Raw genomic sequence first — 17,156 nt, 5'->3', positions numbered from 1 at the left:
ATCTTTATTATCAAAATCAAAAGATCGCAGCCTGCGGCAGCTCCTACAAGGGTGATCCATCAGATTATTGCTGCTGCACTGAAATCACCGGCGCTGGCGTCGGTGAAACCAGCACCTTGGCGTGCATCTGCTCACACCCGCCGCCCCGGCGCATCCCGCGCACCGGGCAGGCATCCAGGTAATCCAGGCCCACCGCCAGTTTCAGGTGACGTTCAGGCCGGGCCAGTTCATTGGTCACGTCGAAGCTGTACCAGGCATCATCCAGCCAGGCTTCGGCCCAGGCGTGGCTGGCCAGGTGTTCGCTGTTTTCGCTGTACAGATAGCCCGACACATAACGCGCAGGAATGCCCAGGCTGCGGGTGCAAGCGAGAAACGCATGGGTATGGTCCTGACACACGCCAGAGCGTCCGGCAAAGGCCTGGGCCGCGCTGGTGTCCACTTCCGTGGAGCCCGGCGTGTAGGTCATATGCTGGTTGAGGCCATGCATCAGATCGATCAGCGCCGTGCGATCGCGGCGTTGCTTGCATTCCTTCTCGGCGAACGCCCGCAGAGCGGCGTCGGCCTCAGTCAAACGGGTGAAGCGCAGAAACGGCAGTGCCGACTGACTCTCGTGTTCGGCCTCACGCAGTTCGTCGATATCGACCTGGCCACGGGCGCCGATGATGATCGCCTCATGGGGCTCGTCCATGGTCAGCACATGCAGGATGTTGCCGAACGGATCGAGTTGCGCGCGCACCGGACGCGGCAGGTCGAGCTGCCAGCTGAGCACGTGCTGGCGCTCGCTGTCGTGGGGAGTCAGACGCAGATACTGGATGCTCGCCCGCACCTTGTCTTCGTAGTGATAGGTGGTCTCGTGGCTAATGGAAAGTCTCATGCGGCCTCCAGATAAGAACTGTGAATCGCGTTACCCAACTGGCGCACCAGCGGGATGAACTCGGTCAGCCAGGCATGCAGGCCTTCTTCGAGAATTTCATGGATGCCGGTGTAGCGCAGGCGTGCGTCCATTTCTGCCGCCAGTCGTTGTGCGGGACGTCCATTGGCCCCCGGCAATTGCGCAAGGATCTGGTCGATTTCTTCGGTGCAGGCGCGCAGGGATCGCGGTACATCGGCCCGCAGCAACAGCAATTCGGCGACATGCCGGGCGCCAGGGGCGTCGCGGTAGATTTCCGTGTAGGCCTCGAACGACGACAACGCCCGCAACAACGCGCTCCATTGGTAATACGCGTGAGCGGTGCCATCGCTGACCGCTTCGGCCTGATCGCCGGCCATTTCGTAGCGGGCATCGAGCAGGCGCAAGGTGTTGTCCGCACGCTCGATAAAGGTCCCCAGACGAATGAAACGAAACGCGTCGTTACGCATGATGGTGCCGTAGGACGCGCCCCGAAACAGGTGGGAACGTTCCTTGATCCACTCGCAGAAACGGCTCATGCCGTAGCGACTGAGACCCTGTTCGGCGATGCCGCGAATTTCCAGCCAGGTGGCGTTGATGTTTTCCCACATGTCGGCGGTGATGCGCCCACGCACCGCATGGGCGCTGGCCCGAGCGGCACCGAGGCAGCTGTAGATGCTCGCCGGGTTGGCCGCATCCAGGGCGAAGAAATGCAACAGCCGTTCGGCATGCAGTTCGCCATGGCGCTCCAGGTAATCGTCCAGGGTGCCGGTGATCAACAGCGGCATGGCCAGTTCGTGCAAACCGTCGCCGCGACCGTCCTGCGGCATCAGCGACAGCGAATAGCTGATGTCGAGCATCCGGGCGAGGTTTTCCGCGCGCTCCAGATAACGCGACATCCAATACAAATCCGAGGCAGTTCTACTTAACATGACAGGCTTCCTTTAATCCTCGACCACCCAGGTGTCCTTGGTTCCGCCGCCCTGGGAGGAGTTGACCACCAGGGAGCCTTCGCGCAGGGCGACACGGGTCAAGCCGCCGGGCACGACCCGGGTTTCACGACCCGACAGGACAAACGGCCGCAAGTCGATGTGGCGTGGCGCAATGCCGTTTTCGACAAAGGTCGGACAGGTCGATAGCGACAACGTCGGTTGCGCGATATACGCATGGGGCTTGGCGATGATCCGCGCGCGGAAGGCTTCGATTTCCGCCGCCGTCGCTGCCGGCCCCACCAGCATTCCGTACCCGCCGGAGCCCTGGGTTTCCTTGACCACCAGTTCAGGAAGATTGGCCAGCACGTGGGAAAGCTCAGACGGATTACGGCATTGCCACGTAGGAACGTTCTTCAGGATCGGCTCTTCATCGAGGTAGAAACGGATCATGTCGGTAACGAACGGATACACCGACTTGTCGTCCGCCACCCCCGTGCCTATGGCATTGGCCAGCACCACGTTGCCGGAACGGTAGGACGACAGCAGCCCAGGTACGCCGAGCATCGATTCCGGGTTGAAGGCCAGGGGATCGAGGAAGGCGTCGTCGAGGCGACGATAAATCACGTCGACCGCTTTCGGCCCGTCGGTGGTGCGCATGTAGACCTTGTCGTCACGCACGAACAGGTCCGCGCCTTCCACCAGTTCCACGCCCATTTCCCGCGCCAGGAACGCATGCTCGAAGAATGCACTGTTGAAGCGCCCCGGCGTTAGCACCACCACGCTCGGGTTATCGATGGGGCTTGAGCTTTTCAGGGTATCGAGCAACAGGTTCGGGTAATGGTCGATGGGGGCAATGCGTTGCGCCGCGAACAGCTCGGGGAACAGGCGCATCATCATTTTGCGGTCTTCGAGCATGTAGCTGACGCCGCTCGGTGTACGCAGATTGTCTTCGAGCACGTAATACGTGCCGTCGCCGTCGCGCACCAGGTCGACGCCGGAGATGTGCGAATAGATATCGCGGTGCAGATCCAGGCCCTGCATCGCCAACTGGTACTGCTCGTTGGCCAGCACCTGCTCGGCCGGAATGATGCCGGCCCTGATGATGCGCTGCTCGTGGTAAAGGTCGGCGAGGAACATGTTCAACGCCTTGACCCGCTGGATGCAGCCGCGCTCGACAATCCGCCATTCGCTGGCGGGGATGCTGCGGGGAATGGTGTCGAAGGGAATCAGGCGCTCTGTCCCTTGCTCATCACCGTAGAGCGTGAAAGTAATCCCGGCGCGATGAAACAGCAGATCGGCCTCGCGTCGCCGTTGTGCCAAAAGCTCGTCAGGCGTTTCGGCCAGCCAACGGGCAAACTCCCGATAATGCGGGCGGACCTGGCCGCCGGCATCGTACATCTCATCAAAATAGGTGCGGATCATGCCGTACTCCTTGTCACTCGGACGTCCAGACCTTCGCAAGGCCCGTGCCATCGGCATAAACGCTTAAATTTCAATCGGTTGGATAATCAAGACACACACGCCGCACCAATCCTGTGCGGTAAATGCCCCAACCTGATTGCCCCCGCTTCATTGCAAGGCGTGGTGGTCGCCTATCACCAGCATAGCCAGAGTTGATTTCACTGCCTGGCAACGGGTGCGGATAATCCAGGCATTCGCTGAAAAGCTCACCGAACTTCCCTTTTAGCCGCCTGTTTTGGGCGGTTTTTTTTGCCGTTGTCAAAATGAAAGCAAAATCAAAAGATCGCAGCCTGCGGCAGCTCCTACAGGCCTTAAATGAAAACGGCCAACCCGAAGGTCAGCCGTCATTGCTGGTTGTCACTGTTCATAAGGTTATGCGAGTCGCCCTCGTACCTCCTGTTTCACACCCCAGCCTTCGATGATGCCGCCCAGAGGCTCGACCACTGCTTCGAAACCCTGTTCGAAGTCGCCGATGTCGTCGTAGGTGGCATACATGACCTTGCACAACTCCAGCGCCCAGGCGCCATCGTCGCGCACACTGACTTGCGCATCCAGGGATTCACCACGGTGGAAATGACCTGCCGCCCTGCGTGCCCGCTCCTCGTCCGGGAAAATGGCGTAGAACTCGATGGGATGAAACCGCGAAAAGTCAAAACCGCCTTCTTTCATGCGGCGCAGCACGCTGCTGCTGATGTCTTCTTGATAGGCTGTGCTCATGAAACGTCCTCCTCAAAACGATGGATAGACTTTCCGTACTCCCTCACCCGCAACCGAACAGCGCGAGCGACGGCAATCGATGTGCCGGCGGGAAACAAGCATGGAGCTGACAAGACCAGACCTTAGCGATTCATTCGCTGATCTCGCTTGCAGAGTAGCCTCAAGATAGAGCCTCTGCCAAGGCCCGGATGTGAATGCGAGAGGTGTCGTTCAGATTGGAGTAATGCCGAGGATTTGAATGCTGTTCTGGGACTTGAGATCTTTGACGCACGCATCAGCGGTCCGCCCTTCCAGATCGTTCAGATCCAGTTCGGCGGCGACAGGAAGAAGCCGGGCCTTGATGAGCTTGGCGGCACGCTCGTAGTCCGGGCGCTCGGTGCACTCAAAGACTTCGTTGATGGTTTCGCCATGATCATCCACGAAAGTGACTTTCCACTTTTGCATTGGTGCCTCCTCGATAAAACCCATGGATGGGCTTACCTCTATCTCGACCTTGTTAGCTGGCTAATTGTTCCGCCTTGTTCCGCCGCAATTCAATGTGGGGGCGAGCCTGCTCGCGAACGCGGTGTGTCAGTTGACCTTGATTTCAACTGACCCTCCCTCTTCGCGAGCAGGCTCGCTCCCACAGGTTTGGTGCGTGGACTGAAAGATCAGTCGTTACTTGGCTTGTTCACCGCCTGCAACACGTATTGCGGCAAGGCGAAGGCGCCGATGTGGATTTCAGGATTGTAGTAGCGGGTGATGATGCCGCTGCCCGTGAAGCGCTGTTGCAGGGTTTCGCGGGACAACTTGCGATAAGCGGTATTGGTGGCGCCCCAGGCGAAGGTCATCGAGCCACCGATGTAGGTCGGCACGGCGGCCTGGTAGAAGTGCCAGTCCGGGAACAGGCTGCGCAGGCGACCGGCGGTGGTCTTCACTTCTTCGATCTGCATGAACGGCGTGCCGTTCTGGGTCACCAGGATGCCGCCTTCGTTCAGGCAGCGGTGGCAGGCCTGGTAGAAGTTTTCCGAGAACAGCACTTCCCCCGGTCCGATCGGGTCGGTGGAGTCGGAAATGATCACGTCGAACTTTTCAGTGGTGGTGGCGACGAAACGCATGCCGTCGTCGATCACCAGGTTCAGGCGTGGATCATCGAACGCGCCCTTGGAGTGGTTAGGCAGGAACTCCTTGCACATGTCGACCACGGTGCCGTCGATCTCGACCATGGTGATGTGCTCGACGCTGCGGTGCTTGGCCACTTCACGCAACATGCCGCCGTCACCGCCGCCGATGATCAGCACGCGCTTGGCGGCGCCATGGGCGAGGATCGGCACGTGGGTGAGCATTTCGTGGTAGATGAATTCGTCGGCTTCGGTGGTCTGGATCACGCCGTCCAGCGCCATCACCCGGCCCATGCGCGGGTTCTCGAAGATCACCAGGTGCTGGTGTTCGGTGCGCACTTCGTGCAGCAGTTTTTCCATGCGAAAACGCTGGCCGTAGCCTTCGTAGAGGGTTTCCAGGTAGTCGCTGGTCGGGGTGTTGCTCATGGGAAGTGCTCCGATGAATGCGGGTGGCAACGGACGGTTACCCGCCCATGATGGCCAATCGAGCGTCTCGATTGACCGGGAAAGGCGCGCATTCTACGTCGCGGAACATGACAGGTCGAATGTGGGAGCGGGCTTGCTCGCGAAAGCGGTGAATCAGTCAACATTGATAGCGACTGACACTATGCCTTCGCGAGCAAGCCCGCTCCCACAGGGTCGGTGTTGTTTGTGGGAAAACCGTCAGAGTTTGACGTTGCCCCGCGGTCCGGCGATGGCCCAGATGATCAGCCCCAGCACCGGCAACAGCGCGATCAGCAGTACCCAGAGGATTTTCATCCCGGTCTCGGCGCTGCTTTTGAACACGTTGATGATGGCCCAGATGTCCAGGACAAAAATGATCAAGGCAACCAGGCTGTTGAACGTGGAACCCATGGTGACGCTCCCAAAGAGTGGTATGCCTCCTCAGGATAGACGGTCGTCGCGAGGATTCCTTTTTATTGACAGTGTCTGGATCAGACGTGGATCGCCACTTTCAGGGCTTCCAGGGATGGCGCGGCTGCGATGCCCGCTTCTGCGCACAATTCCAGCACCCGTGGCACGTCATCGCCGTAGACCAGGACCACCTGCAACTCGTCATCGAGCAACTGGCTGAAGTTCATCAGTGTGTAGCCACCGTTTTCCTTGTTCATGCTGCTCATCTGCACCTGGATACGGTTGAGCGCGGTCAGGGCTTCGGTCTTGGCCAGTTGCTTGGGCTTGAGATTGAACTCCACACCCGGGCCGAACGAGGCGACGATCTGCGCGAACAGGTCCATGTAGGTGTCAGCCTGGAACAGCACCGTTTCCGGCAGGCTACCGACCACCACCCACTCACCCAGCGGGATCGGGAAGGTTTCGTCGTAGTTGATGTCCGGATTGACAGTCAGGAAAGCCTCGGGATCGGTGTAGGCCTGGGCCGCTTCGTCCGCGACCTTGAGGATTTCGTCTTCGCCCATGCACCCGGAGCTGATTTTGCTGATGAGTTCGACGAGTGCGGCTTTCATGGGGAGGATCCTGTAGCGAGGTGAATTTTGAGGGCGCGAAGGATACCGCAAGGATAGATTCGAATGCCCAAAAAAGATCGCAGCCTTCGGCAGCTCCTACATTGAGTGGCGTACACCTGTAGGAGCTGCCGAAGGCTGCGATCTTTTAAAGCAATCAGCCAACCAGTTTCTGCAACTGCGCAACGGTATCGGAAGCACCCATGGTTTTAGCCGCCTCCAGCGCGGTGATGCCATTGGCGTCCTTGGCTTTCGGGTCGGCGCCCTTGCTGATCAGGTAATCGACTACTTCGACGCGGTTGAACATCGCCGCCATCATCAGCGCCGTGCGGCCATCGAAGGACGAGCCTTCAACCTGGGCGCCACCGTCGACCAAGGCCTTGATTACCGCCAGGTCGCCCTTGAAGGCGGCGCCGGCAATCGGACTCTGGCCGTTGTCGTTGCGGATCTCCGGATCGGCCTTGTGCTCCAGCAGGACTTTTACCGTGTCCACATGACCGTGATAAGCGGCCAGCATCAGCAAGGTATCGCCCTTGTGGTTACGCAGGTTCGGCGGCAAACCCTTGGTCAGCAGCGCGGCCATCATCGCCGCATCGCCCTCCCGTGCCTTGTTGAATACCTGTTCGGTGAATTCAGCGGCTTCTTCGGGGGTCATCTGGCGGCTTTTGTCTGACATTGGGCACTCCCTTTTCTGTCATTCGTAAAAGCCGACAGTTTCCCGAGCGCCCCCGGCACTGTCACTTGTTTTTTCTCATGGGCCGCCATAGCCAGATTCAATAGCGATACTTGCCGCCGTGAATGTCGGACAACAACTGCTCAGTGACCTGCACGTAAGTCTGCGTTCCCGGCAGCCAGGCATAGATCGGGTCATCTCCGGTTTTACCCGGGTCGAAGGCCTCGTCCTTGAGTCGGGTCTTCTGATATTTGAACGTCCCGGTGGTCTCCATTTTCACTTTCACCCGCAGGAACAACGGCACCGCATAGGCCGGCATTTGCTCGCGGGCGAACGCCAGCAGTTCACTGAAGTCCAGGGTCGCCAGGGATTCGGCGGGAGTGATCGCCGCCATCCCGGCCCGGCCATTGGTGTTGCGGATTTCCACGCCATAGGCCACGGCTTCGGAAATGAGCGGGTGTTGCAGGAGGATGTTTTCGACCTCTGTGGTCGAGACGTTTTCGCCCTTCCAGCGGTAGGTGTCGCCCAGGCGGTCGACAAACTGCGCATGCCCAAAGCCGATGTTGCGCAACAGGTCGCCGGTGTTGAAGTAGCGGTCGCCTTTTTCGAACACATCCTGAAGCACGACCTTGGCGGTTTTCTGCGGATCGGTGTAGCCGTCAAGCGGTGCCTTGTCGTCGATTTTTGCCAGCAACAACCCCTGCTCGCCCTTGGCGACCTTGCGCATCAGGCCATTGGCCTGACGAATCGGCGCGCCACTGTCATGGTCGTACGCGACCAGCTCCCAGGACATCAGGGAAAAACCGATGGTGTTGTCGAAATTGAGAATGTTGGTGAAACCGATATTGCCGTCGCTGGCGGCGTACAACTCACAGATGTGATTCACCGCAAAGCGGGTCTTGAACTCGCTCCAGGCGCCGGGACGCAAGCCGTTGCCGATCATTTTCTTCACATCGTGCCGGCTGTCGTCGGCGCTGGGCGGTTGATCGACCAGGTAGCGGCACAGTTCGCCGACATAACCGATGGTGGTCGCCCGGTACTTGCGCGCATCGTTCCAGAACTGACTGGCGCTGAATTTGCGGCGGATGGCGAACCCGCTGGCACCACTGACGGCCGAACCCCAGCACACGCAAAGGCCCGTGGCGTGGTACAGCGGCAAGGTGCAATAGACGACATCGTCCGGGCGCATGTCCAGGGCGATCATGCCGAAGCTCGCGGAGCTGCGCATCCAGCGTCCGTGCTTGAACACGCCCGCCTTGGGCAGCCCCGTGGTGCCGGAGGTGTAGATATAAAAGCAGGGATCGTCGAAGAAAATCTGCCGGCTGCTGGCCGGGTTGTCGCTGGCGTCGTCGAGACTGACGGTCATCAGGTTGACGAACCCTTCAGGCGCGATACCGGGTTGGCGAGAGGTGTCCTGATCGGCGACGAACCAGGTTCGGTCAGCCTTGATCGACACCCGATCACGCACTGCCAGGTACGCCGGGACCAACTCTTCACCGACAATGATCGCCACCGGCGTCACCAGATTCACACTGTGCACCAGGGTGTCGCGGGTCTGGGAGGTATTGAGCAGCGCACTGATCGCGCCGACCTTGGCCACCGCCAGAATCGTCACCAGCAGTTCCGGGCGGTTCTCGATGAAGACCGCCACCACATCACCCTTGCCGATGCCTTGGCTGATCAGGTGATGGGCGATGCGATTGGCCCATTGGTTGACCTCGGAGTAACTGAGCGTTACGTCGCCTTGCAACAGCGCCAGGCCATCCGGATTACGCAACGTGGCTTGCTCGAAACTCCAACCCAAACCACACGTTTGGGTCGGGTCCTTGACGTTGGCGGCCTTCATGCCCTTCACCACCCGAGGGATGGCCTTGGCGATGGAAGGCAGCTTGCGGAGCATCATGCCCCAGGTAATCGTGTCGTTCGACGTGCGACTCATGTTGCTCCCGTTCGATCTTTTTATTGTCGGGCTGCGATGACTGAGCCCGAAAATACGTCAACGGTTCTTGAGCTGTACACGCGGTTTTTGAAATGTTTTGTATCTACGATCTTGATCCGCGATCTGTTCCGCGATTGATACAGGGCCAATCGTGAACCCCCGCACACGCAATGGTTCCATCGAATCGCCGAGCGACCGCGCAAAATGCAGGATGCACGATGGCCGTTCATGCAGAATGCACGAAAGCAAAAATCACCACTGATACTAACTTGTTGTTTTATAACGTTATTTTCAAGCAGCCAAGGCTGGCACAATCACTGCAACCCTCTCCGTATGCTTGCCATTCAAGAGCCAACGGAGCTGAAAGACATGAACCTGATTCAGGAAAAATTTTCGTCCCTGTTCTCCAACTTCGAAGTCACCACCCAGGCCCGCCCTGACGGTGGGATCCTGCTGACCCTGAGCGGCGGCGAAGGCAAAGTGTTCAAGCGCTCGATTTCCTACCAGCAATTGCACAATGGTGACCAACTGACGTGGGTGATCAGTGCGATTCGCCGCGACCTCGCCGAACAAGCCAGTGAACTGCCGCAGATTTCCATGCTGCAGAGCCAGCAACGGTTTGCGCTGCCGACCTATCACTCGCTGTAGAAAATGCGGAAAAAAATGTGGGAGCGAGCCTGCTCGCGAAAGCGGAGTGTCATTCAACGTTGATGTTGACTGACACGGCCTCTTCGCGAGCAGGCTCGCTCCCACAGGTTTTGTGGCGTTTAGAGATTAGCGGGGTTTATCCGCGCAAAGCTGTCCACGGTGATATGACCTGCCAGTTCGCCGCCCTCACGGGCCAACCCGCAGGTGGCCATCCCCGCCGTGCGCGCCGCGTCGAGTTCCTCGACGATGTCCGACAGAAACAGAATCTGCCCCGCCTCGACGTTGATGGCTTGCGTGATGTTGGCGTAGGACTGCGCCTCGCGCTTGGGGCCCGAAGTGGTATCGAAATAGCCGCTGAACAGTGGCGTCAGATCCCCCGCCTCCGAGCAACCGAAGATCAACCGCTGGGCCTGGATCGAACCGGACGAGTAAACAAACAGTTGAAAGCCGTCCTGATGCCAGCGCTTCAGCGCTTCAACGGCGTCCGGGTACACGTGGCCCTTCAACTGCCCGGCCTGATAGCCCTGTTCCCAGACCATGCCCTGCAACGCTTTCAACGGCGTGGCCTTGCGGTCTTCAGCGATCCAGCCCAACAGGATCTCGATGACCCGCTCGACGTCGGCGTCCGGTTCGTTGCTGTCGCGACGCACGGCAGCCAGTTGCTCCGCCACATCGGCGCGGTCGGCGTGCTGACGGACAAACGCCGGCAAGTGTTTGGCGGCATAGGGGAACAGCACATCGAACACAAAACTCACCGCGCTGGTGGTGCCTTCGATGTCGGTGAGAATCGCTTTGATCGGCATCGACTCAGTCCTCCAGGCGCGGGAATTGGCTGGCGATGTCTTCGCCGGTGAAATTGGCGACCCAACCTTCCGGGTTGTTGAACAGACGGATCGCGACGAAATGCGGATGTTCGCCCATGTCGAACCAGTGCTTGGTGCCGGCCGGTACCGAGATCAGGTCGTTTTTCTCGCACAGCACCGCGTAGACGTAATCGTCGATGTGCAGGGTAAACAGGCCACGGCCGGCGACGAAAAATCGTACTTCATCTTCGCCGTGGCGATGTTCGTCGAGGAACTTGGCACGCAGTTCGGCTTTTTGCGGGTGATCGCTGTTGAGGCTGATCACATCGACAGTGACGTAACCGCGCTCGGTCATCAGCTGGTCGATTTGCTCCTGGTAGGCAGCAATCACTTCATCCTGACTGGCGCCCGGCTGGATCTTCGCCGCCGCTTGCCAGCGGTCGAAGCGCACACCCTGCTCGGCCAGGGTCGAGGCGATGTCTTCGAAATGGGTCAGCACCTTGTTGGGGATTTCAGGGCTGGAGACGTGATAGACGGACAGGCTGCTCATCAGGGCAACTCCTTAACGATGCAAGATGGAGCGCGTTTTCAGCTCGCACTCGAACAAAAACTCAAAGGCCTCGATCTGTCGCAGGGCATCGCTCATGCGCGCGCCCCAGGTGTAGAGGCCATGGCCACGGATCAGGTAGCCGACGCAATCGGGATGGGCGTCCAGCCAAGGCTGCACCTTGGCGGCCAGGCGCGCAATGTCCTGGTCGTTGTCGAAAATCGGCACGCGCACCCGGGATTCGTGGGTCGTCACACCGCTGAAGGCCTTTTGCAGTTCGTAGTCTTCGAACTCGATGAAGTCTTGCGGCGTCAGGCGCGACAGCACGGTGGCGTTCACCGAGTGGGTGTGCAGCACGGCACCGATCTCCGGGCGCCAGGTGTAGAGCTGGGTGTGCAGCAGGGTTTCGGCGGACGGTTTCTTACCTGGTTCCAGGCTGTTGCCCGACAGGTCAGTGGCCAGCACGTCGTCCATGCCCAGTTGCCCCTTGTGCTTGCCGGACACGGTCAGCAAGGCTTCGGTAGGCGACAGGCGGGTCGAGTAATTGCTGCTGGTGGCCGGCGACCAGCCGCGGCCATACAGAAAACGCCCGGCGTCGATGATTTCCTGAGCGAGTTGTTCACGGGTAAGGCTCATGGCCTGTCCTCTTGCATGCGTGTGGCAATGATAACGGCAGCCGCGACGGCTGCGAGACTGGCAATACTAAATGTCCATGCCGCGCCGAGGGCATTCCAGCTGTAGCCGGAATACAACGCGCCCAACGCTCCACCGGTGCCGGCCAATGCGGCATACAGCGCCTGGCCCTGGCCTTGCTGGCGCGCACCGAAGCTACGTTGCACGAATGAAATGGCAGCGGCGTGAAAGCTGCCGAACGTCGCCGCGTGCAGCACCTGGGCAAACAGCAATACCCAAAGGAATTCGGCCAACGACCCGAGCAGCAACCAGCGCAACGCCGCCAGCAGAAAACTCGCCATCAGCACCCGGCGCAGGGAAAACCGCGCGAGGATCTTGCTCATGGCCAAGAACATCAAAACTTCGGCGACCACGCCGACCGCCCAGAGCATGCCGATCACACCACGGCTGTAACCCAGGTGCTCAAGATGCAGCGTCAAGAACGTGTAATAAGGCCCATGGCTCATCTGCATCAGCGCCACACAACCGTAAAACGCCAACACGCCGGGGCTGCGCAGTTGCTTGAGGAATCCCTCCCCCGCCACCCGGTTGCCCGGCGCCGGTTGGGCATTGGGCACCCACAGGCTGCTGAGCACGATGCCGGCCAGGATCAACACCAACGCCGCCGGGTAGATGTCCAGGCTCAGCCATTCGAACAAACGGCCCAGCGCGACCACGGTGATGATGAAACCGATCGAGCCCCACAGGCGAATCTGGCTGTAGCGCGAGGTCTGGCCCTGCAAGTGCGCCAGGGTGATGACTTCGAACTGCGGCAACACCGCGTGCCAGAAGAACGCATGCAAGGCCATGACCATCGCCAGCCAGGCGTAGGTCTTGCTGACGAAAATCAGCGAAAAGGTCAGCAGCGTGCACACCGCGCCAAAGCGCACGATGGCCAGCCGCCGACCGGTGTAGTCGCCCAGCCAGCCCCAGATGTTCGGCGCCACGCAGCGCATCAGCATCGGGATCGCCACCAACTCGCCGATGCGCGCGGCGCTGAACCCCAGGTGATCGAAGTACAGCGCCAGAAACGGCGCTGTCGAACCGAGCAAGGCGAAATAGAACAAATAGAAACTGGAAAGCCGCCAGTATGGGAGCGCCGCAGTCGCCATCAGACGGCTGCGACCATGAAGTCAACCATTTACAGCTGACCCAGCACCGGCGTGCTCACACGCACATCGGCGTTCTGCCCGCGGTGGCGCAGCAGGTGATCCATCAGCACGATGGCCATCATCGCCTCGGCAATCGGCGTGGCGCGGATGCCCACGCACGGGTCGTGACGGCCCTTGGTGATCACTTCCACCGGGTTGCCATGGATGTCGATGGAACGGCCCGGCGTGGTGATGCTCGACGTCGGCTTCAGCGCCAGGTGCGCAACGATAGGCTGACCGGAGGAAATACCGCCGAGAATGCCACCCGCGTTGTTGCTGAGGAAACCTTCCGGGGTCATTTCATCGCGGTGTTCGGTGCCACGCTGGGCGACGCTGGCGAAACCGGCGCCGATTTCCACGCCCTTGACCGCGTTGATGCTCATCAGCGCATGGGCCAGTTCGGCGTCGAGGCGGTCGAAGATCGGCTCGCCCAGGCCCGGCATCACGCCTTCGGCGACCACGGTGATTTTCGCGCCAACCGAATCCTGGTCGCGACGCAACTGGTCCATGTAGGCTTCCAGTTCCGGCACCTTGTCCGGATCCGGGCTGAAGAAGGCGTTCTGCTCGACCGAATCCCAGGTCTTGAACGGGATTTCAATCGGCCCCAGCTGGCTCATGTAGCCGCGAATGACGATGCCCTGGCTGGCCAGGTACTTCTTCGCAATCGCACCGGCCGCGACGCGCATCGCGGTTTCGCGGGCCGAGCTGCGACCGCCGCCGCGGTAGTCGCGCTCGCCGTACTTGTGGTGGTAGGTGTAGTCGGCGTGAGCCGGGCGGAACAGATCCTTGATCGCCGAGTAGTCCTTGGACTTCTGGTCGGTGTTGCGGATCAGCAGGCCGATCGGGCAGCCAGTGGTGCGGCCTTCGAACACGCCGGAGAGGATTTCGACTTCGTCGGCTTCCTGGCGCTGGGTGGTGTGGCGGCTGGTGCCGGGCTTGCGGCGGTCCAGGTCACGCTGCAGATCCTCCAGGGATATCTCCAGCCCCGGCGGGCAGCCATCGACAATGGCGACCAACGCCGGGCCATGGCTTTCGCCCGCGGTGGTGACAGTGAACAGCTTGCCGTAGGTATTGCCGGACATGCAGGACGCTCCGTGAAATGAACCTGAATACGTAATGCGCGCCAGTATACGCAGGCTACCCAAGTAGTTCATCCTCGAACCTTATGGGTGCCGGTGAGTCCAACCGGCATATTCTTGATGATGGCGCGATGATGCTGCGAGTTCTAGCCTTGAGCCTTACCCTGATTTCCGGCTTCGCCCAGGCGACTGTCCTGCAACGACCGATCACATTGGATACCGGCACCGGCGAGCTTTTCGGCTCGCTGTTACTGCCAAAATCCGATAATCGAGTGCCGGTTGTCCTGATCATTTCAGGCTCCGGTCCTACGGATCGTGACGGAAACAACGCCGACGGCGGGCGCAATGACAGCCTCAAGCGCCTGGCCTGGGTGCTGGCCAAACACAACATCGCCAGCGTGCGTTACGACAAGCGTGGCGTGGCCGCGAGCCTGGCGGCGACCCCGGATGAACGCAATCTGACGGTGGAAGCCTACGTGGCCGACGCCCAGGCCTGGGGCCGGAAACTCAAGACCGATCCGCGTTTCGGCCAGTTGATCGTGCTGGGTCACAGCGAAGGCGCCTTGATCGCCAGCCTCGCTGCGCCGGATATCGATGCCGACGCGGTGATTTCTGTCTCGGGCAGCGCAAGGCCGGTGGATCAGGTCATTCGCGAGCAACTGGGCAATCGCCTGCCGCCACCGCTGATGCTGCGCAGCAATGAATTGCTCGACAGCCTCAAGGCCGGGAAAACCGACGACAATGTGCCGCCACCCTTGCAGGTGATTTTCCGCCCGAGCGTGCAGCCTTACCTGATTTCCCTGTTCCGCCAGGACCCGGCCGCAGCGTTCGCCAGGCTGAAGATGCCGGCGCTGATCATCCAGGGCAGCAACGACATCCAGGTCGGCGTCAATGACGCAAGGCTGCTCAAGGCGGCCAAACCGGATGCCGAACTGGCGCTGATCGAGGGCATGAACCACGTCATGCGCATCGTGCCCAACGACGTCAAACGCCAACTGGCCTCCTATAAGGACCCGCAGTTGCCCCTGGCGGCGGAACTGGGCACGCGAATCCTCGGTTTTATTGACGGACTTCGCGCCAGTTAACCTCCAGTCTTGAAAAAAACGGCCGATAAGCCTTTGTCGCCAACACATTGGTTGGCGACAAGCTGAGCTTGGACAGGATCTCGCCGTTATGACTGACACCCAGACTTCACCCGACACCAGCGCTGAAAAAGACGCACCGCCAGCGGTCGAGCTGCCCTGGGCGGACGTCCACGTCGAGCACCACAAGATGCTCCGTCTGGCACCGCTGCAGACTGACCGCAACACCGGCGGGCGCCCATTGCGCTTTGTCGAATTAGGCTATGCCGAACGCAACGACAAGGAACGCAGCCTGATGCGCATGAGCATCACCCTGCCCGGCCAGCGCGTACGCAAGGAACAGAATCATCTGGACGTGTGGGTCGATCACGCCGAAAAACGCGTGCATTTCGGACCGGAAAGCGGATTGCAGATTGAACCGCTGAACCGCGGCATTGGTCGCTACATGGCGGCCCAGGGCATCAACTGGGCGAAGAAGCGCTGGCCGACCTACACCGTCGACGGCTTTGACCTGAACAACAAGGACGCGTTGAACGAAGATACCCGCCTGCGCCGCGATCATTTTTTGCGTGTGCACGGTTTCGACGTGGTGTATGCCGATGCCCAGCATTTGAAAGGCAGCGTCAAGCCGGTCAAGGTCGGCGACCTGGCTGGCGACTGGAACAGCGAAAAACTGCAGGTCGTGGAAATTCTCGAGGCGGCGCAGATGCTCCAGCAAGCCGAGCAGAACCTGGCCGAGCAGGAAGTCAAACTCAAGAAACACGAAGAGAAGGTCAGCAAGTACAAACGCGAAGACGCCGGGCTGCGATTCACCATCACCTGCCTGGTGGCGTTTGCGGTGTTTCAGGCGGGGTTGTTGATCTGGATTGCCACGCACCGGTAAATCAAAAGATCGCAGCCTTCGGCAGCTCCTACAGGTGTACTCATACCCTTGTAGGAGCTGCCGAAGGCTGCGATCTTTTGCGTTTAAAGGTCAGACGCGAGAAGCGAACAACGCCTGATGCTCCCGGCACTGCTGCGCGCTGAGCATGAACACACCATGACCACCACGCTCGAACTCCAGCCAGGCGAAGTCGACTTCCGGGTACAACGCCTCGACGTGCACCTGACTGTTGCCCACTTCGACAATCAGCAAGCCCTTCTCGGTCAGATGATCCGCCGCCTCGGCGAGCATGCGCCGCACCAGGTTCAAACCGTCATCACCGCAGGCCAGACCCAGTTCCGGTTCGTGCTGGTATTCGTCCGGCATGTCGGCGAAATCTTCCGCATCGACGTAGGGCGGGTTCGACACGATCAGGTCGAAACGTTGTCCCGGCAAGCCTTCGAAGCCGTCGCCCTGCACCGTGTACACACGCTCATCGACACCATGGCGTTCGATGTTCTGATTGGCCACTTCCAGTGCATCGAACGACAGGTCCGCCAACACCACTTCGGCATGCTGGAACTCGTAGGCGCAGGCGATGCCGATGCAACCGGAACCGGTACACAGGTCGAGAATCCGCGCCGGCTCGGTAGCCAGCCACGGGGTAAACCGGTTTTCAATCAACTCGCCGATGGGTGAGCGCGGGATCAGCACACGCTCGTCGACGATGAACGACATGCCACAGAACCAGGCCTCGCCCAGCAGATACGCGGTAGGCACCCGATCTTCGATGCGGCGCTTGAGCAAAAGCTGCAGGTGAACCAGTTCGTCCTCTTCCAGATTACAGTCGAGGTAGCTGTCGGCGATTTCCCACGGCAGGTGCAGTGCGCCCAACACCAATTGCCGGGCTTCGTCCCAGGCGTTGTCAGTGCCATGGCCGAAAAACAGATCCTCCCCATGGAAGCGGCTGACGGCCCAACGGATATGGTCACGCAGGGTGCGAAGGCGGGAAGTGATCACGACGGCAAACTCCAGAAAAATCGACGGGCGATTCTACCAGTCAAACGACGTCACGACGACGCGGGAAACTACCGATTCAAATGTAGGAGTTATCCATTTTTTCGCCAGGCTCTTGAAC

At 60.0% G+C, this 17,156-nt stretch carries 19 protein-coding genes; 3 read left to right on the top strand and 16 right to left on the bottom strand.

Features of this window, described 5'->3' with window-relative positions:
- Positions 1-64 precede the first annotated feature (64 nt).
- From AC3IP0_RS09105 to AC3IP0_RS09060, 10 genes are all read right to left on the bottom strand, one after another.
- Positions 65-874, bottom strand: coding sequence for a transglutaminase family protein (locus tag AC3IP0_RS09105; RefSeq protein WP_477774675.1), 810 nt, complete (start codon positions 872-874; stop codon positions 65-67).
- Positions 871-1,821, bottom strand: a complete 951-nt coding sequence (locus AC3IP0_RS09100) for an alpha-E domain-containing protein (protein ID WP_007971901.1) — start codon at positions 1,819-1,821, stop codon at positions 871-873. The genes AC3IP0_RS09105 and AC3IP0_RS09100 overlap by 4 nt, the downstream gene beginning before the upstream one ends.
- A gap of 12 nt (positions 1,822-1,833) precedes the next feature.
- Complete coding sequence (locus tag AC3IP0_RS09095) at positions 1,834-3,243, bottom strand: circularly permuted type 2 ATP-grasp protein (protein ID WP_056721849.1); 1,410 nt, start codon at positions 3,241-3,243, stop codon at positions 1,834-1,836.
- Between the two features lie 411 nt (positions 3,244-3,654).
- Entirely contained in the window at positions 3,655-3,999 is a 345-nt protein-coding gene (locus AC3IP0_RS09090) for a ribonuclease E inhibitor RraB (RefSeq protein WP_007971898.1), read from the bottom strand.
- 210 nt (positions 4,000-4,209) lie between these two features.
- On the bottom strand, positions 4,210-4,443 hold the full coding sequence (locus tag AC3IP0_RS09085; RefSeq protein WP_489318980.1) for a hypothetical protein: 234 nt from the start codon (positions 4,441-4,443) through the stop codon (positions 4,210-4,212).
- A 206-nt stretch (positions 4,444-4,649) separates the two neighbouring features.
- Positions 4,650-5,525, bottom strand: a complete 876-nt coding sequence (speE, locus tag AC3IP0_RS09080; RefSeq protein ID WP_046042939.1) for a polyamine aminopropyltransferase — start codon at positions 5,523-5,525, stop codon at positions 4,650-4,652.
- A gap of 237 nt (positions 5,526-5,762) precedes the next feature.
- The gene (locus tag AC3IP0_RS09075) at positions 5,763-5,954 is read right to left on the bottom strand and encodes a PLD nuclease N-terminal domain-containing protein (RefSeq protein ID WP_046042941.1); all 192 of its coding nucleotides are present in this window, start codon (positions 5,952-5,954) and stop codon (positions 5,763-5,765) included.
- Positions 5,955-6,034: 80 nt separating this feature from the next.
- Positions 6,035-6,565, bottom strand: a complete 531-nt coding sequence (locus AC3IP0_RS09070; protein ID WP_489318979.1) for a hypothetical protein — start codon at positions 6,563-6,565, stop codon at positions 6,035-6,037.
- A 154-nt stretch (positions 6,566-6,719) separates the two neighbouring features.
- The gene (locus AC3IP0_RS09065; RefSeq protein ID WP_108232260.1) at positions 6,720-7,238 is read right to left on the bottom strand and encodes an ankyrin repeat domain-containing protein; all 519 of its coding nucleotides are present in this window, start codon (positions 7,236-7,238) and stop codon (positions 6,720-6,722) included.
- A gap of 97 nt (positions 7,239-7,335) precedes the next feature.
- Positions 7,336-9,174: a long-chain-acyl-CoA synthetase gene (locus tag AC3IP0_RS09060; RefSeq protein ID WP_489318978.1), complete on the bottom strand. Its 1,839-nt coding sequence runs from the start codon at positions 9,172-9,174 to the stop codon at positions 7,336-7,338.
- Between the two features lie 369 nt (positions 9,175-9,543).
- Between AC3IP0_RS09060 and AC3IP0_RS09055 the strand changes: the two genes are divergently transcribed.
- Positions 9,544-9,822: a DUF3509 domain-containing protein gene (locus tag AC3IP0_RS09055; protein WP_046042946.1), complete on the top strand. Its 279-nt coding sequence runs from the start codon at positions 9,544-9,546 to the stop codon at positions 9,820-9,822.
- A 119-nt stretch (positions 9,823-9,941) separates the two neighbouring features.
- On the opposite strand, the gene mtnC is transcribed toward AC3IP0_RS09055, so the two are convergent.
- Genes mtnC through aroC form a run of 5 tightly spaced genes read right to left on the bottom strand, consistent with a single transcriptional unit; the run spans position 9,942 to position 14,077 of the window.
- Entirely contained in the window at positions 9,942-10,625 is a 684-nt protein-coding gene (gene mtnC, locus AC3IP0_RS09050) for an acireductone synthase (protein ID WP_489318977.1), read from the bottom strand.
- Positions 10,626-10,629: 4 nt separating this feature from the next.
- Complete coding sequence (locus AC3IP0_RS09045; protein WP_489318976.1) at positions 10,630-11,175, bottom strand: 1,2-dihydroxy-3-keto-5-methylthiopentene dioxygenase; 546 nt, start codon at positions 11,173-11,175, stop codon at positions 10,630-10,632.
- Positions 11,176-11,187: 12 nt separating this feature from the next.
- A complete protein-coding gene (locus AC3IP0_RS09040; RefSeq protein ID WP_489318975.1) occupies positions 11,188-11,808 on the bottom strand; it encodes a methylthioribulose 1-phosphate dehydratase in 621 nt (206 codons plus the stop codon).
- Positions 11,805-12,956: an MFS transporter gene (locus AC3IP0_RS09035; protein WP_489318974.1), complete on the bottom strand. Its 1,152-nt coding sequence runs from the start codon at positions 12,954-12,956 to the stop codon at positions 11,805-11,807. Before AC3IP0_RS09035 ends, AC3IP0_RS09040 begins: the two co-directional genes overlap by 4 nt.
- 29 nt (positions 12,957-12,985) lie before the next feature.
- Complete coding sequence (aroC, locus tag AC3IP0_RS09030) at positions 12,986-14,077, bottom strand: chorismate synthase (RefSeq protein ID WP_489318973.1); 1,092 nt, start codon at positions 14,075-14,077, stop codon at positions 12,986-12,988.
- A gap of 83 nt (positions 14,078-14,160) precedes the next feature.
- Between aroC and AC3IP0_RS09025 the strand changes: the two genes are divergently transcribed.
- Together AC3IP0_RS09025 and AC3IP0_RS09020 are read left to right on the top strand one after the other, a co-directional pair.
- The gene (locus AC3IP0_RS09025) at positions 14,161-15,159 is read left to right on the top strand and encodes an alpha/beta hydrolase (RefSeq protein ID WP_489318972.1); all 999 of its coding nucleotides are present in this window, start codon (positions 14,161-14,163) and stop codon (positions 15,157-15,159) included.
- Between the two features lie 88 nt (positions 15,160-15,247).
- Positions 15,248-16,039 carry a hypothetical protein gene (locus AC3IP0_RS09020; RefSeq protein ID WP_489318971.1) on the top strand — a complete coding sequence of 264 codons (792 nt, stop codon included), beginning with the start codon at positions 15,248-15,250 and terminating at the stop codon, positions 16,037-16,039.
- 90 nt (positions 16,040-16,129) lie between these two features.
- On the opposite strand, the gene prmB is transcribed toward AC3IP0_RS09020, so the two are convergent.
- On the bottom strand, positions 16,130-17,038 hold the full coding sequence (prmB, locus tag AC3IP0_RS09015; protein WP_489318970.1) for a 50S ribosomal protein L3 N(5)-glutamine methyltransferase: 909 nt from the start codon (positions 17,036-17,038) through the stop codon (positions 16,130-16,132).
- Positions 17,039-17,156 lie beyond the last annotated feature (118 nt).

Source organism: Pseudomonas sp. GL_103 (assembly GCF_057835175.1).
This window is presented reverse-complemented; position numbering and strand designations above follow the sequence as displayed.